The organism is Alcaligenes sp. WGS1538, from assembly GCF_043187505.1.
In the GTDB taxonomy this organism is placed as follows: domain Bacteria; phylum Pseudomonadota; class Gammaproteobacteria; order Burkholderiales; family Burkholderiaceae_B; genus Alcaligenes.
Map to the genome: position 1 here is coordinate 1,875,562 of NZ_CP171109.1, position 18,262 is coordinate 1,893,823.

Sequence of the window (18,262 nt, forward strand, 5' to 3'; positions counted from 1 at the left end):
CGGTACTATATGCCTACATGACCAGTTCAGAGAGAACGAATGCTGCGAATCAGCAAGATCATCGATTACGGCACTTTGGTGCTGACGCACATGGCCGGGGAACCGGACCGTGTGTTCAGCGCATCTGATTTGGCCGCCATCCTGGGCCTGGGCCAGCCTACCGTCAGCAAGGTGTTGAAACTGCTGGGCCAGCACGAGCTGGTCATCAGCAGCCGAGGCGCGCGGGGAGGGTATGTGCTGGGCCGCCCCGCCAAACAGATAAGTGTAGCGCAGATCATCGATGCACTGGAAGAACAGCCTTTCGGCCTGACCGAATGCGTGGCCAGCCCCGGCGCCTGCTCAGTGGAATCCGACTGCCATATCCGCAGCAATTGGCAGCGGATCAACGATATTGTCCGGCGCACGCTGGAAGAAGTCAGTGTTGCGGACATGATACGGCCGCCGGCCAATGAATTTCCCCTCACGCACAAGCCGGGCCCCGAATTGAAAACCAGAAACAAGGCGAGCACCTCCAACGTGGAGTTAACCGAATGAGTACCGTCAACGAACACCTGGACACCTTCCTCGACCGCGAGTACGAGGCGGGCTTCGTCACAGAGATCGAGTCCGAAACCATCCCGAAAGGCCTGAGCGAAGACGTCATCCGCTTCCTGTCCGCCAAAAAGCGCGAACCGGAATTCATGCTCGAATGGCGCCTGGCCGCCTATCGGCAGTGGCTGACCATGAAGGAGCCGACCTGGTCCATCGTGGAGTATCCGCCCATCGACTTCCAGGACATCAGCTACTACTCCGCGCCCAAGAGCAAGGCCGACGGCCCCAAGAGCCTGGACGAGGTCGACCCCGAACTGCTGCGCACCTACGAAAAGCTGGGCGTGCCGCTGCACGAGCGCGCCCGCCTGGCCGGCGTGGCGGTGGACGCGGTGTTCGACTCCGTCTCGGTGGCCACCACGTTCCGCAAGCAGCTGGAAGAAGTGGGCGTCATCTTCTGTTCCTTCTCGGAGGCCGTGCGCGAGCATCCCGAGCTGGTCCAGAAGTACCTGGGCACGGTGGTGCCGCCCAGCGACAACTTCTACGCCGCGCTGAATTCGGCCGTCTTCTCCGACGGCTCCTTCGTGTTCATCCCCAAGGGCGTGCGCTGCCCCATGGAGCTGTCCACCTATTTCCGCATCAACGCCCGCGACACCGGCCAGTTCGAGCGCACCCTGATCATCGCCGAGGAAGGCGCCTCGGTCAGCTATCTGGAAGGCTGTACGGCGCCAATGCGAGATGAGAACCAGCTGCATGCAGCGGTCGTGGAGCTGGTCGCATTGGATGACGCCAAGATCAAGTACTCGACCGTGCAGAACTGGTACCCCGGCGACAAGGACGGCAAGGGCGGCATCTACAACTTCGTGACCAAGCGCGGCGAATGCCGCGGCGCCCGCTCGCACATTTCCTGGACCCAGGTGGAGACCGGCTCGGCCATCACCTGGAAGTACCCCAGCGTGGTGCTGCGCGGCGACGATTCCCAGGGCGAGTTCTACTCGGTCGCCCTGAGCAACCATCGCCAGCAGGCCGACACCGGCACCAAGATGATCCACATGGGCCGCAACACCAGCAGCACCATCATTTCCAAGGGCATCTCGGCCGGCCACGGCATCAATTCCTACCGCGGCCTGGTGCGCATCACGCCCAAGGCGGAGAACGCCCGCAACTACACCCAGTGCGACTCGCTGCTGATCGGCAAGAAGTGCGCGGCCCACACCTTTCCCACGGTGGAGGTGCAGAATCCCACGGCCAGCGTGGAGCACGAGGCCACGGCCTCGCGCATCGGCGAGGACCAGCTCTTCTACGCCATGCAGCGCGGCCTGAGCGCCGAAGACGCCGTGTCCATGATCGTGAACGGTTTTTGTAAAGAAGTGATCAAAGAATTGCCCATGGAGTTTGCAGTCGAAGCACAGAATCTGCTCGGCGTCAGCTTGGAAGGCAGTGTAGGTTAAGGAGAACAATGAAATGCTGACGATTAAAGATTTGCGCGCCTCGGTTGAAGACAAACCCATCCTGAAGGGCCTGAACCTGCAGATCAACCCCGGCGAAGTCCACGCCATCATGGGCCCGAACGGCTCGGGCAAGAGCACGCTGTCGCAGGTGCTGGCCGGCCGCGAGGACTACACCATCGAGGGCGGCTCGGTCCAGTGGCTGGGCCAGGACCTGCTGGAGATGAAGATCGAGGAACGCGCCCGTTCGGGCCTGTTCCTGGCCTTCCAGTACCCCATCGAGATCCCCGGCGTGTCCAACGCCTACTTCCTGCGCTCCTCGGTCAACGCCGTGCGCCGCCACCAGGGCCTGCCCGAACTGGACGCCATGGATTTCCTCAAGCGCGTCAAGGAGGAAATGAAAGTCGTGGGCATGCGCGAGGAATTCCTCTACCGTTCCGTGAACGAAGGCTTTTCGGGCGGCGAGAAAAAACGCAACGAAGTGCTGCAGATGAGCCTGCTGGAACCCAAGCTGGCCATTCTGGACGAGACCGATTCGGGCCTGGACATCGACGCGCTGCGCGTGGTGGCCGACGGCGTGAACCGCCTGCGCTCGCCCGAGCGCTCGCTGCTGGTCATCACTCACTACCAGCGCCTGCTGGACTATATCGTGCCTGATTTCGTGCACGTGCTGGCGGGCGGGCGCATCATCCGCTCGGGCGGCCGCGAGCTGGCCCTGGAGCTGGAAGAGCGCGGTTACGGCTGGGTGCTGGAACAGGCCGCGGCCGACGAGGCCGCCAAAGGAGCTGCCGTATGAGCCTGCCGGATTGGGTGAATGATTTCGCTGCCCAGGCCGCCCAGCGGCCCGGCGCCGCGCTGCCCTGGCTGAGCGCCTTGCGCCAGCGGGCCCTGGACCGTTTCGCGCAGGAAGGCTGGCCGACCACGCGCATCGAGGCCTGGCACCACACCTCGCTGGCCTTGCTGGAGCAGCAGCGCTTTGCGCCGCGTACGCAAGGCCTTGCGGCCGAACTGGTCAAGGCGGTGCGTCAGCAGGAAGACGGTTATTTCCTGGTGTTCGTCGACGGCCGCTACGACGCCTCCCTGTCGAGCATAGGCGCGCTGCCCGCCGGCGCGCGCCTGGGCTCGCTTGCCCAATGCATCGAGCAGGACGGCGACTGGGTCCAGAGCCTGTACGGCGATGAGTCCCTGGGCGAGTCCACGGCCGCGCTGAACCTGGCGCTGGCCCATGACGGGGCGGTGCTCAGCCTGGCCGCCGGCACGCGGCTGGAGCAACCCGTGCATCTGGTGTTCGTCAGCACGCAGGGCGGCAGCGCCAGTTTCACGCGCAACCTGGTGGCCCTCGAATCGGGCGCCAGCGCCACGGTGGTGGAGCACTATGTGGGCCGGCAGGCCGACGAAGCCTCGCTCAGCAGCGCCGTCACCCGCCTGAACGTCGCCCGCGACGCCAACCTGACGCACTTGAAGTTGCAGCAGGAAGCCCCTCAGGACTTCCACCTGGCCAACATCGACGTGCAGCAGGCTCAGGGCTCGGTGTTCAATTCGCATTCGCTGTCCTTCGGCGCCCGCCTGGCCCGCAACGACATCTCCACGGTGTTCAACGGCGAGCGCTGCGAAACCTTGTTCAATGGCCTTTATTTCGTGGATGGGCGTCGCCATGTGGATCACAACACCGTGATCAACCACGCGCAGCCCAATTGCCAGAGCCGCGAGTACTACCGCGGCATCCTGGCCGACACCGCCCGCGGCGTGTTCTGCGGCCGGGTGCTGGTGGGCAAGGGCGCGGACGGCACGGACGCCGTGCAGCGTTCGGACAGCCTGCTGCTGTCCAAGCTGGCGCGCGCCGATTCCCGCCCTGAACTCGAGATCTACGCCGATGACGTCAAGTGCGCGCACGGCGCGACCGTCGGCCAGCTCGATGCGGACAGCCTGTTCTATCTGCGCTCGCGCGGCATGACTCAGGAAGACGCCCGCAACATGCTGATTTACGCTTTTGCCGCCCAGTCGCTGGACCGCATCGCCTCGGACGGCTTGCGCCGCCGCGCCACGGCGGGCATCAGCGCCTTGCTGCCCGGCGGACTTGCCCTTGGAGAGCTTGCATGAACGCCCCATTGCCCGTGACCGAACCTGTCCTGTTGAATCATCGCGACGACTTTCCCATCCTGGCCCGGCCCGTGCGCGGCCAGCGCCTGTCCTACCTGGACAACGGCGCCACCACGCAAAAGCCGCGCGCCGTGATCGAAGCCGAAGCGCGATTCTACGAACAGTCCAATGCGAACATCCATCGCGGCGTGCACTGGCTGTCCCAGCACGCCACGGACCTGTACGACCAGGCCAGAAGCACGGTGCGGGCATTCCTGAACGCCGCGCGCGACGAAGAGATCGTCTTTACGCGCGGCACCACGGAGTCCATCAACCTGGTGGCCCATAGCTGGGGCATGGACAACCTGAAGGCCGGCGACGAGATCCTGCTGACCGGGCTGGAGCATCACTCCAACATCGTGCCCTGGCAACTGGTCGCCCAGCGCACCGGCGCGGTGATCCGCGTGGTGCCGGTGCTGGACAACGGCGAACTGGACCAGGACGCCTATCGCCGGCTGCTCAACGAGAAGACCCGCCTGGTCGGCGTGGGCCATGTGTCCAATGCGCTGGGCACCATCAATCCGGTTGCCGAAATGACGCGCCTGGCGCATCAGTTCGGCGCCAAGGTGCTGGTGGACGGCGCCCAGTCCGTGCCCCACGGCGTGGTGGACGTGCAGGCGATCGACTGCGATTTCTACGCCTTCTCCGCCCACAAGCTGTACGGCCCCACCGGCATGGGCGCGCTGTACGTGCGCCACGCCATCCTCGACGGCATGTCGCCGTGGATGGGCGGCGGCGACATGATCATGACCGTCAGCTTCGAGGGCAGCCAGTACGCCCCGGTGCCGCAGCGTTTCGAGGCCGGCACGCCCAACATCGCCGGCGCCGTCGCGATGGCGGCGGCCATCGATTACCTGACGGCCATCGGCATGGAGCGCATCGCCGAACACGAGGCCCTGCTGCTGGACTATGCGACCGACGCCCTCCAGTCCTTGCCCGGCGTGCGCATCGTGGGCACGGCCGAGCGCAAGGCGGGCATCGTCTCCTTCCTGGTCGAGGGCATACACCCGCACGACCTGGGCACCATTCTGGACATGGACGGCGTGGCGATCCGCGCCGGCCACCATTGCGCCATGCCCCTGATGACGCGTTTCGGCATCCCGGGCACCGCTCGGGCGTCGTTTGCCCTGTACAACGACTATGCCGACATCGACGCATTGGCGGGCAGCCTGCGCAAAGCGCAAAAATTATTTGGAGTTGGCTGATGAGCCAGGATTTCAACGGGCTGCGCGATCTCTACCAGGAGGTCATCTTTGATCACAATCGCAGCCCCCGCAATTTTGAAGTGATCGATACCGCCACCCATCACGCCAATGGGCACAACCCGCTATGCGGGGACCAATTGGCCGTGTACGCGGTGGTGGAGGACGGCATCGTGCAGCGGGTCAGCTTCATCGGCCACGGCTGCGCGATCTCCAAGGCGTCGGCCTCGCTGATGACCGAAGCCGTCAAGGGCCTGACCCTGGCCGAATTCGAGTCTCTGTTCCAGGACATGCACGCCATGCTGACCGAGGCTCATCCCGACCGAGATCTGGGCAAACTCGAAGTGTTGTCGGGAGTGCGCGAGTTTCCGGCGCGCGTCAAATGTGCCACCCTGGCCTGGCATACCCTGCACAACGCCATCCATCAGGCCAAGGAAACCGCGCAAACCGAATAAAGGCGCAAGGCATGAGCTATTTTGAACGACACGATGTGCTGGTCAGCCGGGATTGCCCGGCGGTCAGCATCCCTTATGGCGCCCCGGTCACCATCGAAAAGGGCTGCACGGCCACCATCACCCAGAAGCTGGGCGGCAGCTACACCGTCATGGTGGAGGGCAATCTGTACCGCATCGAGGGCGTGGATGCCGACGCCCTGGGCTATGACGCCCAGGACAAGCCGGAGGTCTTCGTCCCGGCACTGCCTCTGACCGAAAAAACCGTGGAGGACGCGGCCTGGATCGTGCTCTCCAGCGTCTACGACCCGGAGATTCCCGTGGACATCGTCAACCTGGGGCTGGTGTACGACTGCAAGGTCACTCAGACCGGGCCGGACGCTTTCTCCATCACCATGCAGATGACGCTGACGGCGCCGGGCTGCGGCATGGGCACCATGATCGCCGACGAGGCCCGCTACAAGCTGCAGACCATCCAGGGCGTGGAAGAAGCCGTCGTGGACCTGGTCTGGGATCCGCCATGGAGCCGGGAGCGCATGAGCGAATCGGCGCGCCTGCAACTGGGCATGCTGTAAAAACAAAGGCCTGCTGTTCAGCAGGCCTTTTTTTGATCACGTAAGGGCCGGGTGCGCGTCTGTTGCAGAGCGCGAGCCCTGGCAGATTCCCTGTCGGCGGCCATATGGTGTTCATGCGGAGGGCATTCCCAGACGAGCACCCATGGAGACCGCGCGATAGACCGCTTCGTTGCGGTTGTGCACGTTCATGCGCATGTACAGGGTTTCGGCGTGCGCCTTGGCCGTGGCCGAGGAAATGTTCAACTGGCGGGCCACGCCCTTGATGGTCATGCCGCGGGCCAGCAGCACCAGCACTTCATATTGACGCGGCGTCAGCCCCAGCAGCCTGGCTTCCTCCGCGTGCAGCCGGCCCTGGTCTTTTTCCTCGGGCGGCCAGCGTATGGGTTCGTACGGCTTGACCAGCGGCGCGGCATGATGATTGACGGGAGCGGGCGTGTCGCCGGGGCCTGCGTCGAGGGTGTGCGCCGCCGTGCTGGGCGAGGGAAAGCAGGTTCCGCCGGCCAGCACCAGATTGACCGACGCCATCATCAGTTCAGGAGTGGCGTTCTTGAGCAGATGGCCCATGACCCCGGCGGACATGTCGTGAAACGCAGGCAGGGCGCAATGGGATTCCGCCATCAGGAGTACAGCATTGGGATGCAGGCTGCGATGCGCATGATCCAGCAGGGCACGGCAGGCTTCGACGGACGGTATGGACAGAAGCAGCAGCTCGCAAGGCCGCTCCAGGGCGGGCGCATCCGGGAACGTGTAGTCCATGCCCAGCAGTTGCGCTCCGGGCAGGGTATCGGCCAGCAGACGGACGATGCCTAGTCTGAATAGTGTATGGGGTTCCACGACGATGATCGTAGTCATTGCTCTCTCCCTTGCCGCATTTATATGGCGACGGCATGCTTGATGCCGCGGTGCCTGGTAACATCAGCTCATGAAAATTTTTTTCCGGGCAGCATTTTTGGCTTCAGTATTTTTTCATTTATGCAAATAGCCGGTTATGGTGCAATTATCCGGCGGCGCCTGAATTTCAGGGCTGACGAATTATATTTTTTTGTTAAACAGAACATTGCAATTGTTATAAATCTGACTTGTATAATGAATTGGGTCTTGTACTAATCGCTGTGTAATCAACCGGTTACTTTTGCAACCGCTGTCAATAATTTGGTTTTTTTGCAGAAAAAAAACTCGGCATTCCATTTGCTCCCGGAATGCCGAAATATATGCAATTACATTATGTTCCCTTAGTTCTGGCGGACGTAGGCGTTGTTGAAGTTGCCCGTCTGATTGACAGTGCTGTTGTGGCTCCAACCGGTCTGGATCACCTGAGCGCGATTGCCCCAGCCATTCTGCGTCACGGACGAATCCAGGTTGTAGCCGGCCTGAGTCACGACGGCCTTGTTGTAGGCGCCGCCCTGGCTGATGTAGGAGTCGTTGCCAGCGCCCGACTGCACGTTGTAGGCGTCATTGCCCAGGCCGCTTTGGATGATGCTGCTGTCGTTGCTGTAGCCAGTCTGTTCGACGACGGCCTTGTTGTGCGAGCCGCTTTGGGAGATGCTGGCGTTCAGGCGGTCCGAGTTTCCGTACCACAGGCCCGTCTGGCTGACGGTGGCGTCATTCTTGTGGCCGCCGCCCTGGATGATGGCGGCGTTCGAGTTGCTGACGTTCCACTGGTCGATCACGCCTTTGTCGTACTTGCCGCTGTCGGTGATGCGGGCCGTCGAGCCGGTGCTCTCGTATTGCTTGATGTAGGCGTCGCCCTTGTAGCCGGATTGAGTGATGTAGGCGTTGACGTTGCTGCTGGAGAGCTGGCGGATCACGGAGTCGTTGCGGCTGCCGCTGTCATTGATGACGGCCAGGGCGTTCTGGGTGTCGTATTGGCGGATGAAGGCATCGCCGCTGGTCCCGCTCTGGTTGACGGTGGCCTGGTCGGACTTGCTGCGTTCCTGCTCGACCACCGCGTCATTGTCGGAGCGCGACTGCGTGATGTTCACCTGTGAACCGGTGGCGCGCACCTGGCTGGCAAAGGCGTCGTTGCGGTTGCGCGACTGGGTGATGTTCACCGTGGAGTTGCCGCTGCTGCGGCTTTGTTCCACCACCGCCTTGTTGTCATTGCCATTGATGACCTTCACCGTGGCGCGGACCGAGCCATTGTCCTGCTGGTCGATGTAGTCGTCGTTGCGGTCTCCTTTCACGTCTATGGTGGCGCTGGCGCTGGTGTTGCCGTCTTGCAGGACCACGCCCTTGTTGTGGCTGCCGGTCTGGGTCACCGTGGCGTTGTCGGCCAGGGCCACGGCGGGCAAGGCCAGGGCCGCGCCCAGAGCGATCGCCAATGTGGACAGTTTGCTGTTCATGTACTTCTCCTCGTTGCACATCGAAGACCTTCGGGGGGGGAGAGAGCGGCGGCCGGTCTTCGCATAGCCGCCGCACTGTCTGCTCTTGGTCAGGCGCCCTCGACCGGGACGGCCTGGACGCTGTTCGCCGGCGTCTGGACCGGCATGTCCTCGACCGGGCCGGCCTGCCGGCGCAGGCTGCGGTAGACCTCGTTCTGCTTCAGGTAGTTCTGCACGATGCCGTTGTTCCAGTCGGCTTCGTTCTGCAGGCGCCATTGGCCTTCCTTCAAGCCCTGCACGATCAGGTGCACCACGGCCGACTCGATGGCTTCCTTGACCGAGAGCTGGGCGGGCTCGTTGTTGGTGACGCCGGCCTCGATCTCCAGCAGATCCTTGAAGTTCACGAACTTGTAGACGCTCGGCCGCACTTCATAGGAAAAAATGGTCTTGGTGGTGGATACGCTTTGCAGGATGTTGCCGGTGCGCACATCGATGGCCCGCAGGTTCACGGTGACCTGGTCCACGCGGTACTGGGTGGACAGGCCCACGCCCAGAAAGCGCGCGCCCGCTCCGCCGGTGCGCACATTGCTTTCGTAGGAGATGATGCCGCCATCCATCATGATTTCAGCCGGCGCCAGGGGCGGAATGTGGATCGCCGGCCGGCTGCCGTTTTCCTGCGAGCCGTCCAGCGCGCGCACGATGCGCCGCTCGGTCAGCAGCTCCTGCAGGCTTTCGCGTTCGACCGGCGTAAACCAGCGCGAGTCGCGCAAGGCCTTGACCAGCAGCGCGGCCGCGCCTTGCGTCACCGAAGTGGAGAAGGAGCTGTCCGGATTGGGTTTGTATTGTCCGGTCTGGTCGCGGAAACCGTAGACGGCCACGGTCAGGCGCTGGGAGGGGGCGGGCAGCTCCAGCAAGTCATGGGTGGCGGGCGAGGCCGGCGTCAGGTGGGCGGAGCTGTTCACGTCCGCGGGCGTGGAGGGCAGGGCGCAGGCGCCCAGGACCGAGCTCAGCGCCAACATGCTCAGAAGGCGGGCGGGACGCGCGTTCAAGACAGTGCATGGGGGCTTCATGGCTGCATCACCCTGAAAGTCGTGGAAGCGCCGGTGATCCGGTCCGTGGTGGTGATGGTCAAGGCGCCGCCGCCCACGTCCACGACGCTGACGGTGAAGCTGCCGGTCTCGAAGGTGCCGGGCACGAACTTGCCGTTGCTGTCCACGAATTGCGAGGAGGCGGCCGAGGCCAGGCGGCTGAGCACCGAGCGCTCGAGCTGGTCGTTGAAATCCTGGAAAGGAGTGCGCTGCTCGAAGGCCGAGCCCAGGTCCTGGGCGTCCGGGTCGGTGTGCTTGTTGGTAATCTGGGCGGAATTCAGCAGCCATTGCCCGTTGAGCGGGCTGCCGCCAAAGCTCGGATTGACGGGTGTGTAAACCAGTTCGGTCGCCTGGGCGGGCGCGAGCAGGGCGCCGGCCAGCAGGGCGGGTGCAAGGGGCAGTAAGGTCTTCACGGTATGTCTCTCTTGTCAAAGTTCGTCCGGAGCCAGATCCGGGTTGCGGGTGAGTACGCGTTCGATTTCGCTTTTATTGACGTTCTCCAGAACCAGGTCCACGGCGCGCTCGCTGGCTTTCTTCGTGCCCGAGCGCGCAGGGGCCAGGAAAGCGTGATACATGCGCTGGCGGCGGTATTCCACCCAGATTTCGCTGCCCCAGCGGGCCGAGGGGCGCTCAAATACCGTCAGGGTGAAGGGGCTCGCTGCGCTCAGTTCGCGCCAGCGATTGGTGAAGTAGCGGTAGAATTCCTGTCCTTGCACGGTGACGGTCCGGTTGACGACAATGCCCGAGAGCGGATCGTCGAACAGGCTCTTGCGTATGACTTCGGCCTGCCGGATGGCGTCCATGAAGTTGGCCGGCCGCGTCTTGCCGGAGTCACGGCTCGGCTGGGCGGCTGCGCTGCCCAGCGCGGACAGCAGCAGCGCCAGCAGCATGGCTCTCCTTCGTTGATACGTTCTTGTCATCGCTGCACCTTTCGTTCCCCAGCCTTACGGCTTGATACATTGGCGTTACCGACTATGGTAGAGAGGGCCGTCCACGATTACATGAGCCGCATCTCCTAGGCTGTTCGCCGCTTGCGAGGGGGCGTATCAGCCCCAGTCGCGCTGGTTCGGCGTAGGCCGTTCGGAGTAGGCGCGAGGGTGGAAGATCAGCGGGGCGAGCGCCTGGGCGTCGTCCGTGCCGGTGGCCTGTCGCACGGTTGCCGGGCCGGTCGGCTCCACGTGCTGCACCGCGCCGTCCTGAGAGTGGTAGAGCACGACGACGCGACTCTGGCGCACGGCGTCGATGTGCTTGTGGTCAAAGCGCGTGAGCGGGCCCTGCCCGATGTGCGCTGCGCGGCTGCGCTGGCGATACAGGGCCTGGCGCAGATGGCGTTCCTGGCGCTGCCGCTGGCGCCAGCGGGACCAGGCGAGCAGCAGCAGGCCGTTGGCGAGCAGCACGGCGCCATAGAACAGGAAGGTGGTCAGCGTGGGAAAGATCGGATCGATCTGTTCGAACCCGGCCTTGTTCATCGAGTGATTGATCAACAGCAGCAGGCCTTGGGCGACCAGATAGCTGAAGGCCAGCCAGCCGGCAAGGGTCAGCAGGCGGTCTATCCAGCGGTTGACGGGATGGCGTTGGGTGGTGATGATCATGACAGCTCCTTGATGCCCCGGTCCGGACTGCTCCAGCGGGCGCGTTTGCGGCGCAGGCGCAGCATGACCATGGGAAAGCTCCACAGCGTGGTTAAGAAATTGATCAGCCAGTACGCGAACGGATACCAGATGATCCAGAACATCGATTGGTGCAGGTCGGGCTCGTAGCGGCGGTCTATCCAGGCGCTGACGGCAAACTGCAGCAGGCACATGGCGGCCAGCACCATGCCGGTGAAGGAAGGCGGGAACAATCCGTCGATATGGGTGGCGGCGGGCAGGTGAAAGACCTGTCCGGCCAGCCAGACCAGGACCGCCACGCCCAGCGCGAAGCTCCACAGGGTCGAGCACAGGTATTCCAGCGTCAGCGGCCACATGCCGCGGTTTTCCCAGCGCAAGACCCGCGGAGCATATTTCAGGAAGGTTTCGGCCCCGCCCTGCGCCCAGCGCAGGCGCTGCTTGAACAAGCCCTTGAGGGTTTCGGGCATCAGCACCCAGCACAGGGCCCGCGGCTCGTAGAACACCTGCCAGCCGGCCAGCTGGAGCTTCCAGGTCACGTCGATGTCCTCGGTGATCATGTCCAGGCTCCAGTAGTCCACCTCTTCCAGCGCCCGGCGGCGAAAGCCGGCGATCACCCCTGAAATCGTGAAGATCTTCCCGTAGACCCGCTGGGTGCGCTTGATCAGGCCGATGATGGAGGAGAACTCGCCGACCTGGATGCGGCCGATCAGCGTGGAGCGCGTGCGGATGCGGGGATTGCCGGTGATGGCGCCCACTTCGGGGTTGCGCAGCATGGGGGCGACCAGGTAGTTGACGCCCTCGGGATCCAGGTAGGCGTCGCCGTCTATGCATACGAAGTAGTCGCCGCTGGCGCTCATGGCCCCCATGCGCAATGCCAGCGCCTTGCCCTGGTTCTGCGCCAGGTGGATCACGCGCAGCTTCTCGTGCTCTTGGCTCAGTGCGTTGAGCACCTCGGCGGTGCGATCGCTGGAGCCGTCGTTGATCGCGATGACTTCGATGTTGGGGTAGGCCTGGTTCAGGGCGGACAGGATGGTATGGCGCGCATGGGCCTGTTCGTTGAAGCATGGGACCAGGATGCTGACCAGCGGCATGCCGTCCAGCTCGGGCGGGGCCGCGGGCTTGTAGGTCCAGCGGCGCTCGCGCTGGAACCAGAAGATCAGCCCTCCGCCTATCCACAGTCCCGACATGAACAGCGGATACATGAAGATGAAATACAGCAGCAGGTGGCTGGTCAGGGCGACGGTGATTCCCAGAGGAATCCCGACGATCAGGCACAGGGCCAGCAGGGCGATGAGTCGTTCTATCATTTTCTTGTCGGATACCAGTCAATCGTGATTTCCGGACGAATCACGTTCATCTCGGGCTGATTGCGCATGAAATCGTCGGGGTAGTAGCCCACGTGGCGCGCGCCCCGTGCCGTCAGCGCGTTGAGCCAGCCGGCCACCTGGCGCGAATCCAGAGGGCGCGGCGACCCTCCCTTGCCCCGCCAGTCCACGGCCTGCACCTCGAATATCGTGCGGCTCAGGCCCTGGGGGTGGCGGGCCACGGCGTCGACCAGCTGGTTCAGCCAGGCCACCGCCTTGCGATCGGCGATGCCTTCCATGCGGGGCATGGCCATGACGGCGGTCCAGTCGTAGGCTTGCAGGAAGTCGTCCAGGTTCTGGGCGAACCACTGTTCGCTTTCAGGCTGCAGCACCGGCAGGGCGTACATGTTGCGCACCGTGATGATCTGCGGTCCGCGCTGGGTCTTGACCCGGGCGGCCAGCTCGCGCGTCAGCTCGATCAAGGCCTGCGACTTGAAGCGCGTCCAGCGCCGCATGCGTTCCGGATCGGCGCGTATGGCCGTCAGGTCGCGTCCGAATCCGGCCTGCTCGTAAGCCTTCAAGGCTGAAGGCGATGCGTCCTCGAAGTCCGTCAGCGTGGCGTCGTCATGGAATACCAAGCCGTGGAAAATGCTGCTTCGGCCCAGGTCCTCGTACAGCTCGCCCAGGATCTGCCGCGCGCGGGGATCGAAGGGCGACAGGCGCCGGTAGCCCTCGGCGGACACGGTGGGGATGCCGCCGGCCCGCCATTGCAGGACCCGGTCCACCGGCTCGGGCGTCTCGATGGCCAGCACGGGCATCCAGGCATAGACGTCGGCATGGGCCCGCGAGCTGATCTGCCAGGCGGCGCGGTTGAACAGATCGGCGCGCATGGGCAGATGCCGGTTGGGGAAGTAGACCGAGCGCACCAGCCCGTCGCCGCTCGGATCCGCGAAGGCCTGCAGGTAGACGCTGCGCGGCTTCAGGTCGGCCACCCTCTGGACCAGCGCGCCCAGGTTGCGCTCCATCTGCGCGGGGTCCGCGTCGTAGACATAGTCCAGGTCCACGTGCATCACGCGCTCGGGCTCGCGGTCCTCGCGCGCGGTGATGAAGCCGGCGAAGGTTCCGATGTCCGGGTCGTTGTCCACCAGGTAGCGCGGCATGTTCATCAGCTCATGCACGCTGGCCACGCCATCGGTCAGGGTCAGGGCCAGCTCATAGCCTTGTTCTTCCAGAATGCTCAGGCCCAGGCCGCTGACCCGGCCATAGGGCCAGACCCAGACGCGCGGCGGCTTGCCGGCGTGCTTGTGCACATTGGCCGAGATGGCGCGCACGTCGGCCCGGAAGCGCGCGGAGAATTCCGCATCGGTCTCATAGCGCTTGAGCTGCGGCAGGTAGCGATGGGCGGCGGCCACGGGCTGCGTATTGCCTTGCGGGTTGGCGATAGCGCCGTAGTGCATGTTCTGGGTGTGGGCGCCGATCTCCACCAGGCCGGAGCGCGCCATCTCCTGCACCTGGTCCCATTGCAGGAAACGGCTGCGCTCGGTGGGCAGGCCGCCGAAGTCCACCTTCCGGTCCGCGGGCGTGTCCAGCCACTGGCCCACCGGAGCCAGCACCGCCGGCCATCCGTAGGCCTTGAGCAGCGGGAAGACGCGGGTGTAGAAACTGCGGTAGCCGTCGTCGAACGACAGCAGCACGGCCTTGTCGGGCAAGGGGGCCTTGCCGCTCCGGGCTTGCAGGATCCGGTCCACGCTGACCGGCACGTAGTTGTTCTCCTGCAGCCAGGAGAACTGCTGGCGCAGGTGTTCCGTGCTGACGCTCAGGTAGGCCTGGCTGGGGACGTGGTCTTCCACGTCGTGGTAGGCGATGACGATCAGCTCGCCGTCGCGCCAGGCTTGTTCCTGGGATTCGATCCGGCGCTGTTCGGGCGGCGTGTAGGGAGCCGGCGTGCCGGTGCCGCAGGCCGACAGCAGGGCGCCGAACGCCAGCAGCAAAAGAGGAAGGAGTCGTGCGCTCATCATCATGGCCGCCTAGAATTTGATCTTGAGTTCGACCACGCCGCTGTACTGCTGCTCGCGCTGGCCGTCATAGGGTCGTGTCAGGGCCTGCAGGCGCAGGCCGACTTCCAGGTTGCGGTCGTGCTGGTAGTTCAGCTCGTAGGCGGCCGAGCCCACCGCACCGCTGCCGTAGCCGCTCTGGTGAAGCACGCCGGCGCCCAGGGTCAGAGCCTGGGTCAGCCGCTGCTCGTAGCGCTGGTAGATCAGGTGCTCCAGGCGCAGGGCCGGCACGGCCATGTATTCCCGACGCGGACTGAAGTAGGGCCTGTCTTCGTCCCGGTTGCCCGAGGTCCACAGTTCCAGCTGGGCGTCGGCCTTCACGCGCGGGCTGGCGTACAGGCGCTGGCTGCCGGTGATCTGCAGGCTGTGGCGCCGGTTGTCGTCCGTGAAGCGCGTGGCGGTGTAGGCGGCCTGCACCCATTGCTCGGGGCCGTTCTGCCAGCGCAGGCGCAACTGGCCCTGGTTGGCGGTGACGCCCTGGGCCAGGGCACGATTGGGAATGTCCAGCGTGCGGTACTCCAGCGTGGCGCCCACGCGCCAGTGGTCGTTCACCTCGTGGTCGAGCTGCAGGCCGGCCCCCACCTTGCCGCCCTGGCCCCAGTCCTGGCGGTTGACCAGCAACAGGGACTGCCAGTCGCGTCCGCGCCACTCCAGGCCCGCTCCCTGCCAGTTGACGTTGCGGCCCAGCTCGTCGCTGGTATCCAGGTGGCCGGCGAGCACGGTGGCGCGCCAGTTGTAGGCCAGCGGGGCGCTGTACCACTGCGCTTGAACGCGCAGGCCGTCCTGTCCGGACACGTCGGCGCCCTTGCCGCTTTCGAAGCCGCCGCTCACGATCAGTTCGTTCCTGCGGTAGGACTGCCAGTCTTTTTCCAGTTCCGCGACCCGGATATTGCTGGGGTAGCGGGCCTTGGCGTAGGCCAGCAGTTCTTCGGCCTGGCGGTATTCACGCAGCTCCAGGGCGGTCCGGGCCTGGCTGATGATCACGTCTTCCTGGCGCGGCGCGTAGGTTTCGGCGATCTTCAGGTTGTGTTCGGCCTGGCGCGGCATGCCGGACATGCGCTGGGCGTCGGCCAGCGGCACGCGCAAGTTGATGTTTCCGGGAGCCTGGGCGCTGGCCTGCGCCAGATTTTCCCGGGCGGGTTTGAGCAAGCCCGTGTACATGTACAGGGAGTTTTTCAGGATCAGGGCGTCGGCATAGCCGGGATTGGGCAGGGCTTCGGGGTTCCCGGGGAGGTAGCGGGTGGACGGGGCGTTCTGTTCCATGCCCTGGGCCAGCGCCAGCGCCTGGTCTTCATGGCCCGATTCCAGCAGGGAAAAGGCCAGGCCGGTCTGGTAACGCAGCCGCGTCTTGGCGTCGAGAGAGGAATTCGCCAGCGCCCGCTCATAGCTGGAGATGGCCTGTTCGGGCCGGCGGGCGCGCAGTTGCAGAGCGCCCAGCGAGGCGTAGGCGTAGTCCGGATACTGGGCGGCGCGTTCGGGCGCGATATCCACGCTGCCGGGCGCGTCTTCGCGCGCGTCCACGGCAATCAGGCGATCGCCCCGTATGCGCCGCTGGAAGGCGGGACGGCCCCGGAAACTCGCGCTGTCGGCCAACTCGTCCTGCAGGCGTACGGCGCGATCGGCCACCAGAAAGCGTTCGGGCAGGGTGCGGGCGGGCTGCGGGGCAAGACGCGTGAGTTCGGCGGCGTAGTCGGCCTGCCGGTCCGCCCGTTCGGCCGCGGAGAAGATGGCGGGATGGCGGGACTGCCACTCCATGGCCTGGCGATCCAGTCCAGCGGCGTGCAGGGACAGGTCATAATCGCGGATGACGTCGGGCTTGCCGGGCTGGAGAGCCAGCACGTCCTGACTGGCTCGCAGGGCCTCGTAGTTCTGCCCCGAGGCGCGATAGATGTAGCTGCGCGCCAGCAGGTAGTCAGGGTTGCGGCGGGTGGCCGGCTGCAGCGCCTGGGTGCAGTCCAAGGCCCTGGAAGGCTGGCCCGCGTCGGCCAGCGTCATGCACAGGCCCATGGTGAAGGCGGTCTGGCCGGGAAAGCGTCGTTCGCCTTCGCGGTACAGCCGCAGGGCAGGCTCCCATTGGCGGGTGTCCTTGTAGGCGCGCGCAACCGCCTGGAGCACGTCGGCCGGCAGCATCCGTCCGGCAGGCAGCGCCTGGTAGATCCTCAGCACCTCCTCGGCCTGGCCGGCCCAGGCATGGATGCGCATCAAGTCGTATTGCGCGCGCAGATCTGCCGGGTTTTGCCGCTGGTACTGCTGCAGTGCTTCGATGGCAGGCTGGTACTGGCCTTGCCGGGCCTGGCGTATCCAGTCCTCGTAGGCGAAGGCCTGCACGCCGATGCTGCTTGCAGCCAGCACCAGCACGGTGAAGGAATCCAGCCAGAACCGGCGCATAGGCGGGGTTCTGGCTGGAATTAGGCTGGCGCTTGGTGTGACACGCCTTCTTATTGATCGCCTAGGCACTTCTCTTCCCCTTGTTCTTTGTATATACTCCTGTCCACTGTTCGACGGCTGAGCAGTGGGACGGGTCTTGAGGGGTATGCTAGAAGTGTGCATGCCCGGCAGTAATTGGCCTTTCGACGTAAGCCGCCGGGTTTTCTGCAGTAAGCCACATGGCCTAAGCAAAAAGCGTTTTAAAAAAAAGCTTGCGCTACAGAGAAAACGGGGTTATAGTTTAATTCTTTCGGGGCGTAGCGCAGTCTGGTAGCGCACTTGCATGGGGTGCAAGGGGTCGAAGGTTCAAATCCTTCCGTTCCGACCAAATAAGACAAGGGTCCGCAATGATTTCATTGCGGGCCCTTTTGCTTTGCCGTGGAATTTTATGAGGGCGCCTGGCGGGCTAGGCCATTTGGCTATCTTCTCCCTAGAGGCGTCACAACTGCTGTGTTTTCGGTTTCAGTTGCCATTTTTTCCGCTTGCTTGAGCGGGTTGCATAGATCGGCGGCCGACTAACGGGTGCTCAGCAGCTTCTTCGCGCGCCCCGGAAGCACCCGCCTATCCTTCAAGGGAACACCGGCCGCGCGCAGGCGCCGGCCGAAGGCGTGTTTCGAATCGTGAACTCAGACACAGCGCAAGCTCCCGGGGGCAGGGCGCTTGGACGTTGCCTCCCCTTTATCAACGGCTCGACGCCTGGCCGCCCGCCAACCAGACGCAGTCATCCCCATCAATGAGCCCTGGATGCAGTACTTGGGCGTTGTTCGGGCCTATGTCAACACAGTAGACCTGTCCAAATTGGTGGGGTGGCGTCACAGCCTGTCTACCTGCATCGGCGAGCTGAACTATCCGGGTATCAAGGCCCTGCACAATGGAGTCCTGGGCATTCAAAGCGCCAGACAGGTGGTGCTGAATCGGATCTCGCGCAATAAAGCAGACCTATCACGTAGGCTGGCGTCTCAGGTATTGGATCGGGTTGAGAAAGAGTTGCAAGCGACGATCGACCAGTGGTTCGGCGAAGGAGGAAACGTGCCCGAGCGGGCAATGCGTTTGACATCCGGGTAAAGGAACGCCAAGTGACTCATCGGTTACCCAACCTTGGGTTGAGGCAACA

At 64.2% G+C, this 18,262-nt stretch carries 17 protein-coding genes and 1 tRNA gene; 9 read left to right on the forward strand and 9 right to left on the reverse strand.

Features of this window, described 5'->3' with window-relative positions:
• Positions 1-39 precede the first annotated feature (39 nt).
• The 7 genes from ACF3ND_RS08745 to sufT are packed head-to-tail and all read left to right on the forward strand — an operon-like array spanning position 40 to position 6,344.
• Positions 40-534, forward strand: a complete 495-nt coding sequence (locus ACF3ND_RS08745) for an SUF system Fe-S cluster assembly regulator (RefSeq protein ID WP_394065686.1) — start codon at positions 40-42, stop codon at positions 532-534.
• The gene (gene sufB, locus ACF3ND_RS08750; protein ID WP_394065687.1) at positions 531-1,979 is read left to right on the forward strand and encodes a Fe-S cluster assembly protein SufB; all 1,449 of its coding nucleotides are present in this window, start codon (positions 531-533) and stop codon (positions 1,977-1,979) included. Before ACF3ND_RS08745 ends, sufB begins: the two co-directional genes overlap by 4 nt.
• 13 nt (positions 1,980-1,992) lie before the next feature.
• Positions 1,993-2,772 carry a Fe-S cluster assembly ATPase SufC gene (sufC, locus tag ACF3ND_RS08755; protein ID WP_394065688.1) on the forward strand — a complete coding sequence of 260 codons (780 nt, stop codon included), beginning with the start codon at positions 1,993-1,995 and terminating at the stop codon, positions 2,770-2,772.
• A complete protein-coding gene (gene sufD, locus ACF3ND_RS08760) occupies positions 2,769-4,076 on the forward strand; it encodes a Fe-S cluster assembly protein SufD (RefSeq protein ID WP_394065689.1) in 1,308 nt (435 codons plus the stop codon). The genes sufC and sufD overlap by 4 nt, the downstream gene beginning before the upstream one ends.
• Positions 4,073-5,320 (forward strand): cysteine desulfurase, encoded by a 1,248-nt coding sequence (locus ACF3ND_RS08765; RefSeq protein ID WP_394065690.1) that lies wholly within the window; start codon positions 4,073-4,075, stop codon positions 5,318-5,320. The genes sufD and ACF3ND_RS08765 overlap by 4 nt, the downstream gene beginning before the upstream one ends.
• On the forward strand, positions 5,320-5,772 hold the full coding sequence (gene sufU, locus ACF3ND_RS08770; protein ID WP_394065691.1) for a Fe-S cluster assembly sulfur transfer protein SufU: 453 nt from the start codon (positions 5,320-5,322) through the stop codon (positions 5,770-5,772). The genes ACF3ND_RS08765 and sufU overlap by 1 nt, the downstream gene beginning before the upstream one ends.
• Before the next feature lie 11 nt (positions 5,773-5,783).
• The gene (gene sufT, locus ACF3ND_RS08775) at positions 5,784-6,344 is read left to right on the forward strand and encodes a putative Fe-S cluster assembly protein SufT (RefSeq protein ID WP_394065692.1); all 561 of its coding nucleotides are present in this window, start codon (positions 5,784-5,786) and stop codon (positions 6,342-6,344) included.
• A 111-nt stretch (positions 6,345-6,455) separates the two neighbouring features.
• Here the strand turns inward: sufT and ACF3ND_RS08780 are convergent, their stop codons facing one another.
• The 9 genes from ACF3ND_RS08780 to pgaA form a co-directional block, all read right to left on the reverse strand.
• On the reverse strand, positions 6,456-7,196 hold the full coding sequence (locus ACF3ND_RS08780; RefSeq protein ID WP_394065693.1) for a DNA-binding response regulator: 741 nt from the start codon (positions 7,194-7,196) through the stop codon (positions 6,456-6,458).
• Between the two features lie 380 nt (positions 7,197-7,576).
• Entirely contained in the window at positions 7,577-8,686 is a 1,110-nt protein-coding gene (locus ACF3ND_RS08785; protein WP_394065694.1) for a curlin-associated protein, read from the reverse strand.
• 89 nt (positions 8,687-8,775) lie between these two features.
• A complete protein-coding gene (locus ACF3ND_RS08790; protein ID WP_394065695.1) occupies positions 8,776-9,735 on the reverse strand; it encodes a CsgG/HfaB family protein in 960 nt (319 codons plus the stop codon).
• Positions 9,732-10,166, reverse strand: a complete 435-nt coding sequence (locus tag ACF3ND_RS08795) for a curli assembly protein CsgF (protein ID WP_394065696.1) — start codon at positions 10,164-10,166, stop codon at positions 9,732-9,734. Before ACF3ND_RS08795 ends, ACF3ND_RS08790 begins: the two co-directional genes overlap by 4 nt.
• Before the next feature lie 15 nt (positions 10,167-10,181).
• The gene (locus tag ACF3ND_RS08800) at positions 10,182-10,643 is read right to left on the reverse strand and encodes a curli production assembly/transport protein CsgE (protein WP_394065697.1); all 462 of its coding nucleotides are present in this window, start codon (positions 10,641-10,643) and stop codon (positions 10,182-10,184) included.
• Between the two features lie 156 nt (positions 10,644-10,799).
• The gene (gene pgaD, locus ACF3ND_RS08805) at positions 10,800-11,345 is read right to left on the reverse strand and encodes a poly-beta-1,6-N-acetyl-D-glucosamine biosynthesis protein PgaD (protein WP_394065698.1); all 546 of its coding nucleotides are present in this window, start codon (positions 11,343-11,345) and stop codon (positions 10,800-10,802) included.
• The gene (gene pgaC, locus ACF3ND_RS08810; RefSeq protein ID WP_394065699.1) at positions 11,342-12,670 is read right to left on the reverse strand and encodes a poly-beta-1,6-N-acetyl-D-glucosamine synthase; all 1,329 of its coding nucleotides are present in this window, start codon (positions 12,668-12,670) and stop codon (positions 11,342-11,344) included. The genes pgaD and pgaC overlap by 4 nt, the downstream gene beginning before the upstream one ends.
• Positions 12,667-14,682, reverse strand: a complete 2,016-nt coding sequence (gene pgaB, locus ACF3ND_RS08815; RefSeq protein WP_394065700.1) for a poly-beta-1,6-N-acetyl-D-glucosamine N-deacetylase PgaB — start codon at positions 14,680-14,682, stop codon at positions 12,667-12,669. The genes pgaC and pgaB overlap by 4 nt, the downstream gene beginning before the upstream one ends.
• Positions 14,683-14,694: 12 nt before the next feature.
• On the reverse strand, positions 14,695-17,109 hold the full coding sequence (pgaA, locus tag ACF3ND_RS08820) for a poly-beta-1,6 N-acetyl-D-glucosamine export porin PgaA (RefSeq protein ID WP_394065701.1): 2,415 nt from the start codon (positions 17,107-17,109) through the stop codon (positions 14,695-14,697).
• Positions 17,110-17,399: 290 nt separating this feature from the next.
• Here pgaA and ACF3ND_RS08825 point away from each other — a divergent pair.
• Positions 17,400-17,476: transfer RNA gene (locus ACF3ND_RS08825), tRNA-Pro, on the forward strand.
• A 416-nt stretch (positions 17,477-17,892) separates the two neighbouring features.
• On the forward strand, positions 17,893-18,213 hold the full coding sequence (locus ACF3ND_RS08830) for a hypothetical protein (RefSeq protein WP_394065702.1): 321 nt from the start codon (positions 17,893-17,895) through the stop codon (positions 18,211-18,213).
• Positions 18,214-18,262 lie beyond the last annotated feature (49 nt).

Excerpts from the sequence above, each read along its gene's own strand:
- sufC (WP_394065688.1), top strand. The coding sequence starts at position 1,993 with ATGCTGACGATTAAAGATTTGCGCGCCTCGGTTGAAGACAAACCCATC.
- ACF3ND_RS08765 (WP_394065690.1), top strand. The coding sequence starts at position 4,073 with ATGAACGCCCCATTGCCCGTGACCGAACCTGTCCTGTTGAATCATCGC.
- pgaD (WP_394065698.1), bottom strand. The coding sequence starts at position 11,345 with ATGATCATCACCACCCAACGCCATCCCGTCAACCGCTGGATAGACCGC.
- pgaC (WP_394065699.1), bottom strand. The coding sequence starts at position 12,670 with ATGATAGAACGACTCATCGCCCTGCTGGCCCTGTGCCTGATCGTCGGG.
- ACF3ND_RS08790 (WP_394065695.1), bottom strand. The coding sequence starts at position 9,735 with ATGAAGCCCCCATGCACTGTCTTGAACGCGCGTCCCGCCCGCCTTCTG.
- sufT (WP_394065692.1), top strand. The coding sequence starts at position 5,784 with ATGAGCTATTTTGAACGACACGATGTGCTGGTCAGCCGGGATTGCCCG.
- pgaB (WP_394065700.1), bottom strand. The coding sequence starts at position 14,682 with ATGAGCGCACGACTCCTTCCTCTTTTGCTGCTGGCGTTCGGCGCCCTG.
- ACF3ND_RS08830 (WP_394065702.1), top strand. The coding sequence starts at position 17,893 with ATGCAGTACTTGGGCGTTGTTCGGGCCTATGTCAACACAGTAGACCTG.
- pgaA (WP_394065701.1), bottom strand. The coding sequence starts at position 17,109 with ATGCGCCGGTTCTGGCTGGATTCCTTCACCGTGCTGGTGCTGGCTGCA.
- ACF3ND_RS08745 (WP_394065686.1), top strand. The coding sequence starts at position 40 with ATGCTGCGAATCAGCAAGATCATCGATTACGGCACTTTGGTGCTGACG.
- sufU (WP_394065691.1), top strand. The coding sequence starts at position 5,320 with ATGAGCCAGGATTTCAACGGGCTGCGCGATCTCTACCAGGAGGTCATC.
- ACF3ND_RS08800 (WP_394065697.1), bottom strand. The coding sequence starts at position 10,643 with ATGCTGCTGGCGCTGCTGCTGTCCGCGCTGGGCAGCGCAGCCGCCCAG.
- ACF3ND_RS08780 (WP_394065693.1), bottom strand. The coding sequence starts at position 7,196 with ATGACTACGATCATCGTCGTGGAACCCCATACACTATTCAGACTAGGC.
- ACF3ND_RS08785 (WP_394065694.1), bottom strand. The coding sequence starts at position 8,686 with ATGAACAGCAAACTGTCCACATTGGCGATCGCTCTGGGCGCGGCCCTG.
- sufD (WP_394065689.1), top strand. The coding sequence starts at position 2,769 with ATGAGCCTGCCGGATTGGGTGAATGATTTCGCTGCCCAGGCCGCCCAG.
- sufB (WP_394065687.1), top strand. The coding sequence starts at position 531 with ATGAGTACCGTCAACGAACACCTGGACACCTTCCTCGACCGCGAGTAC.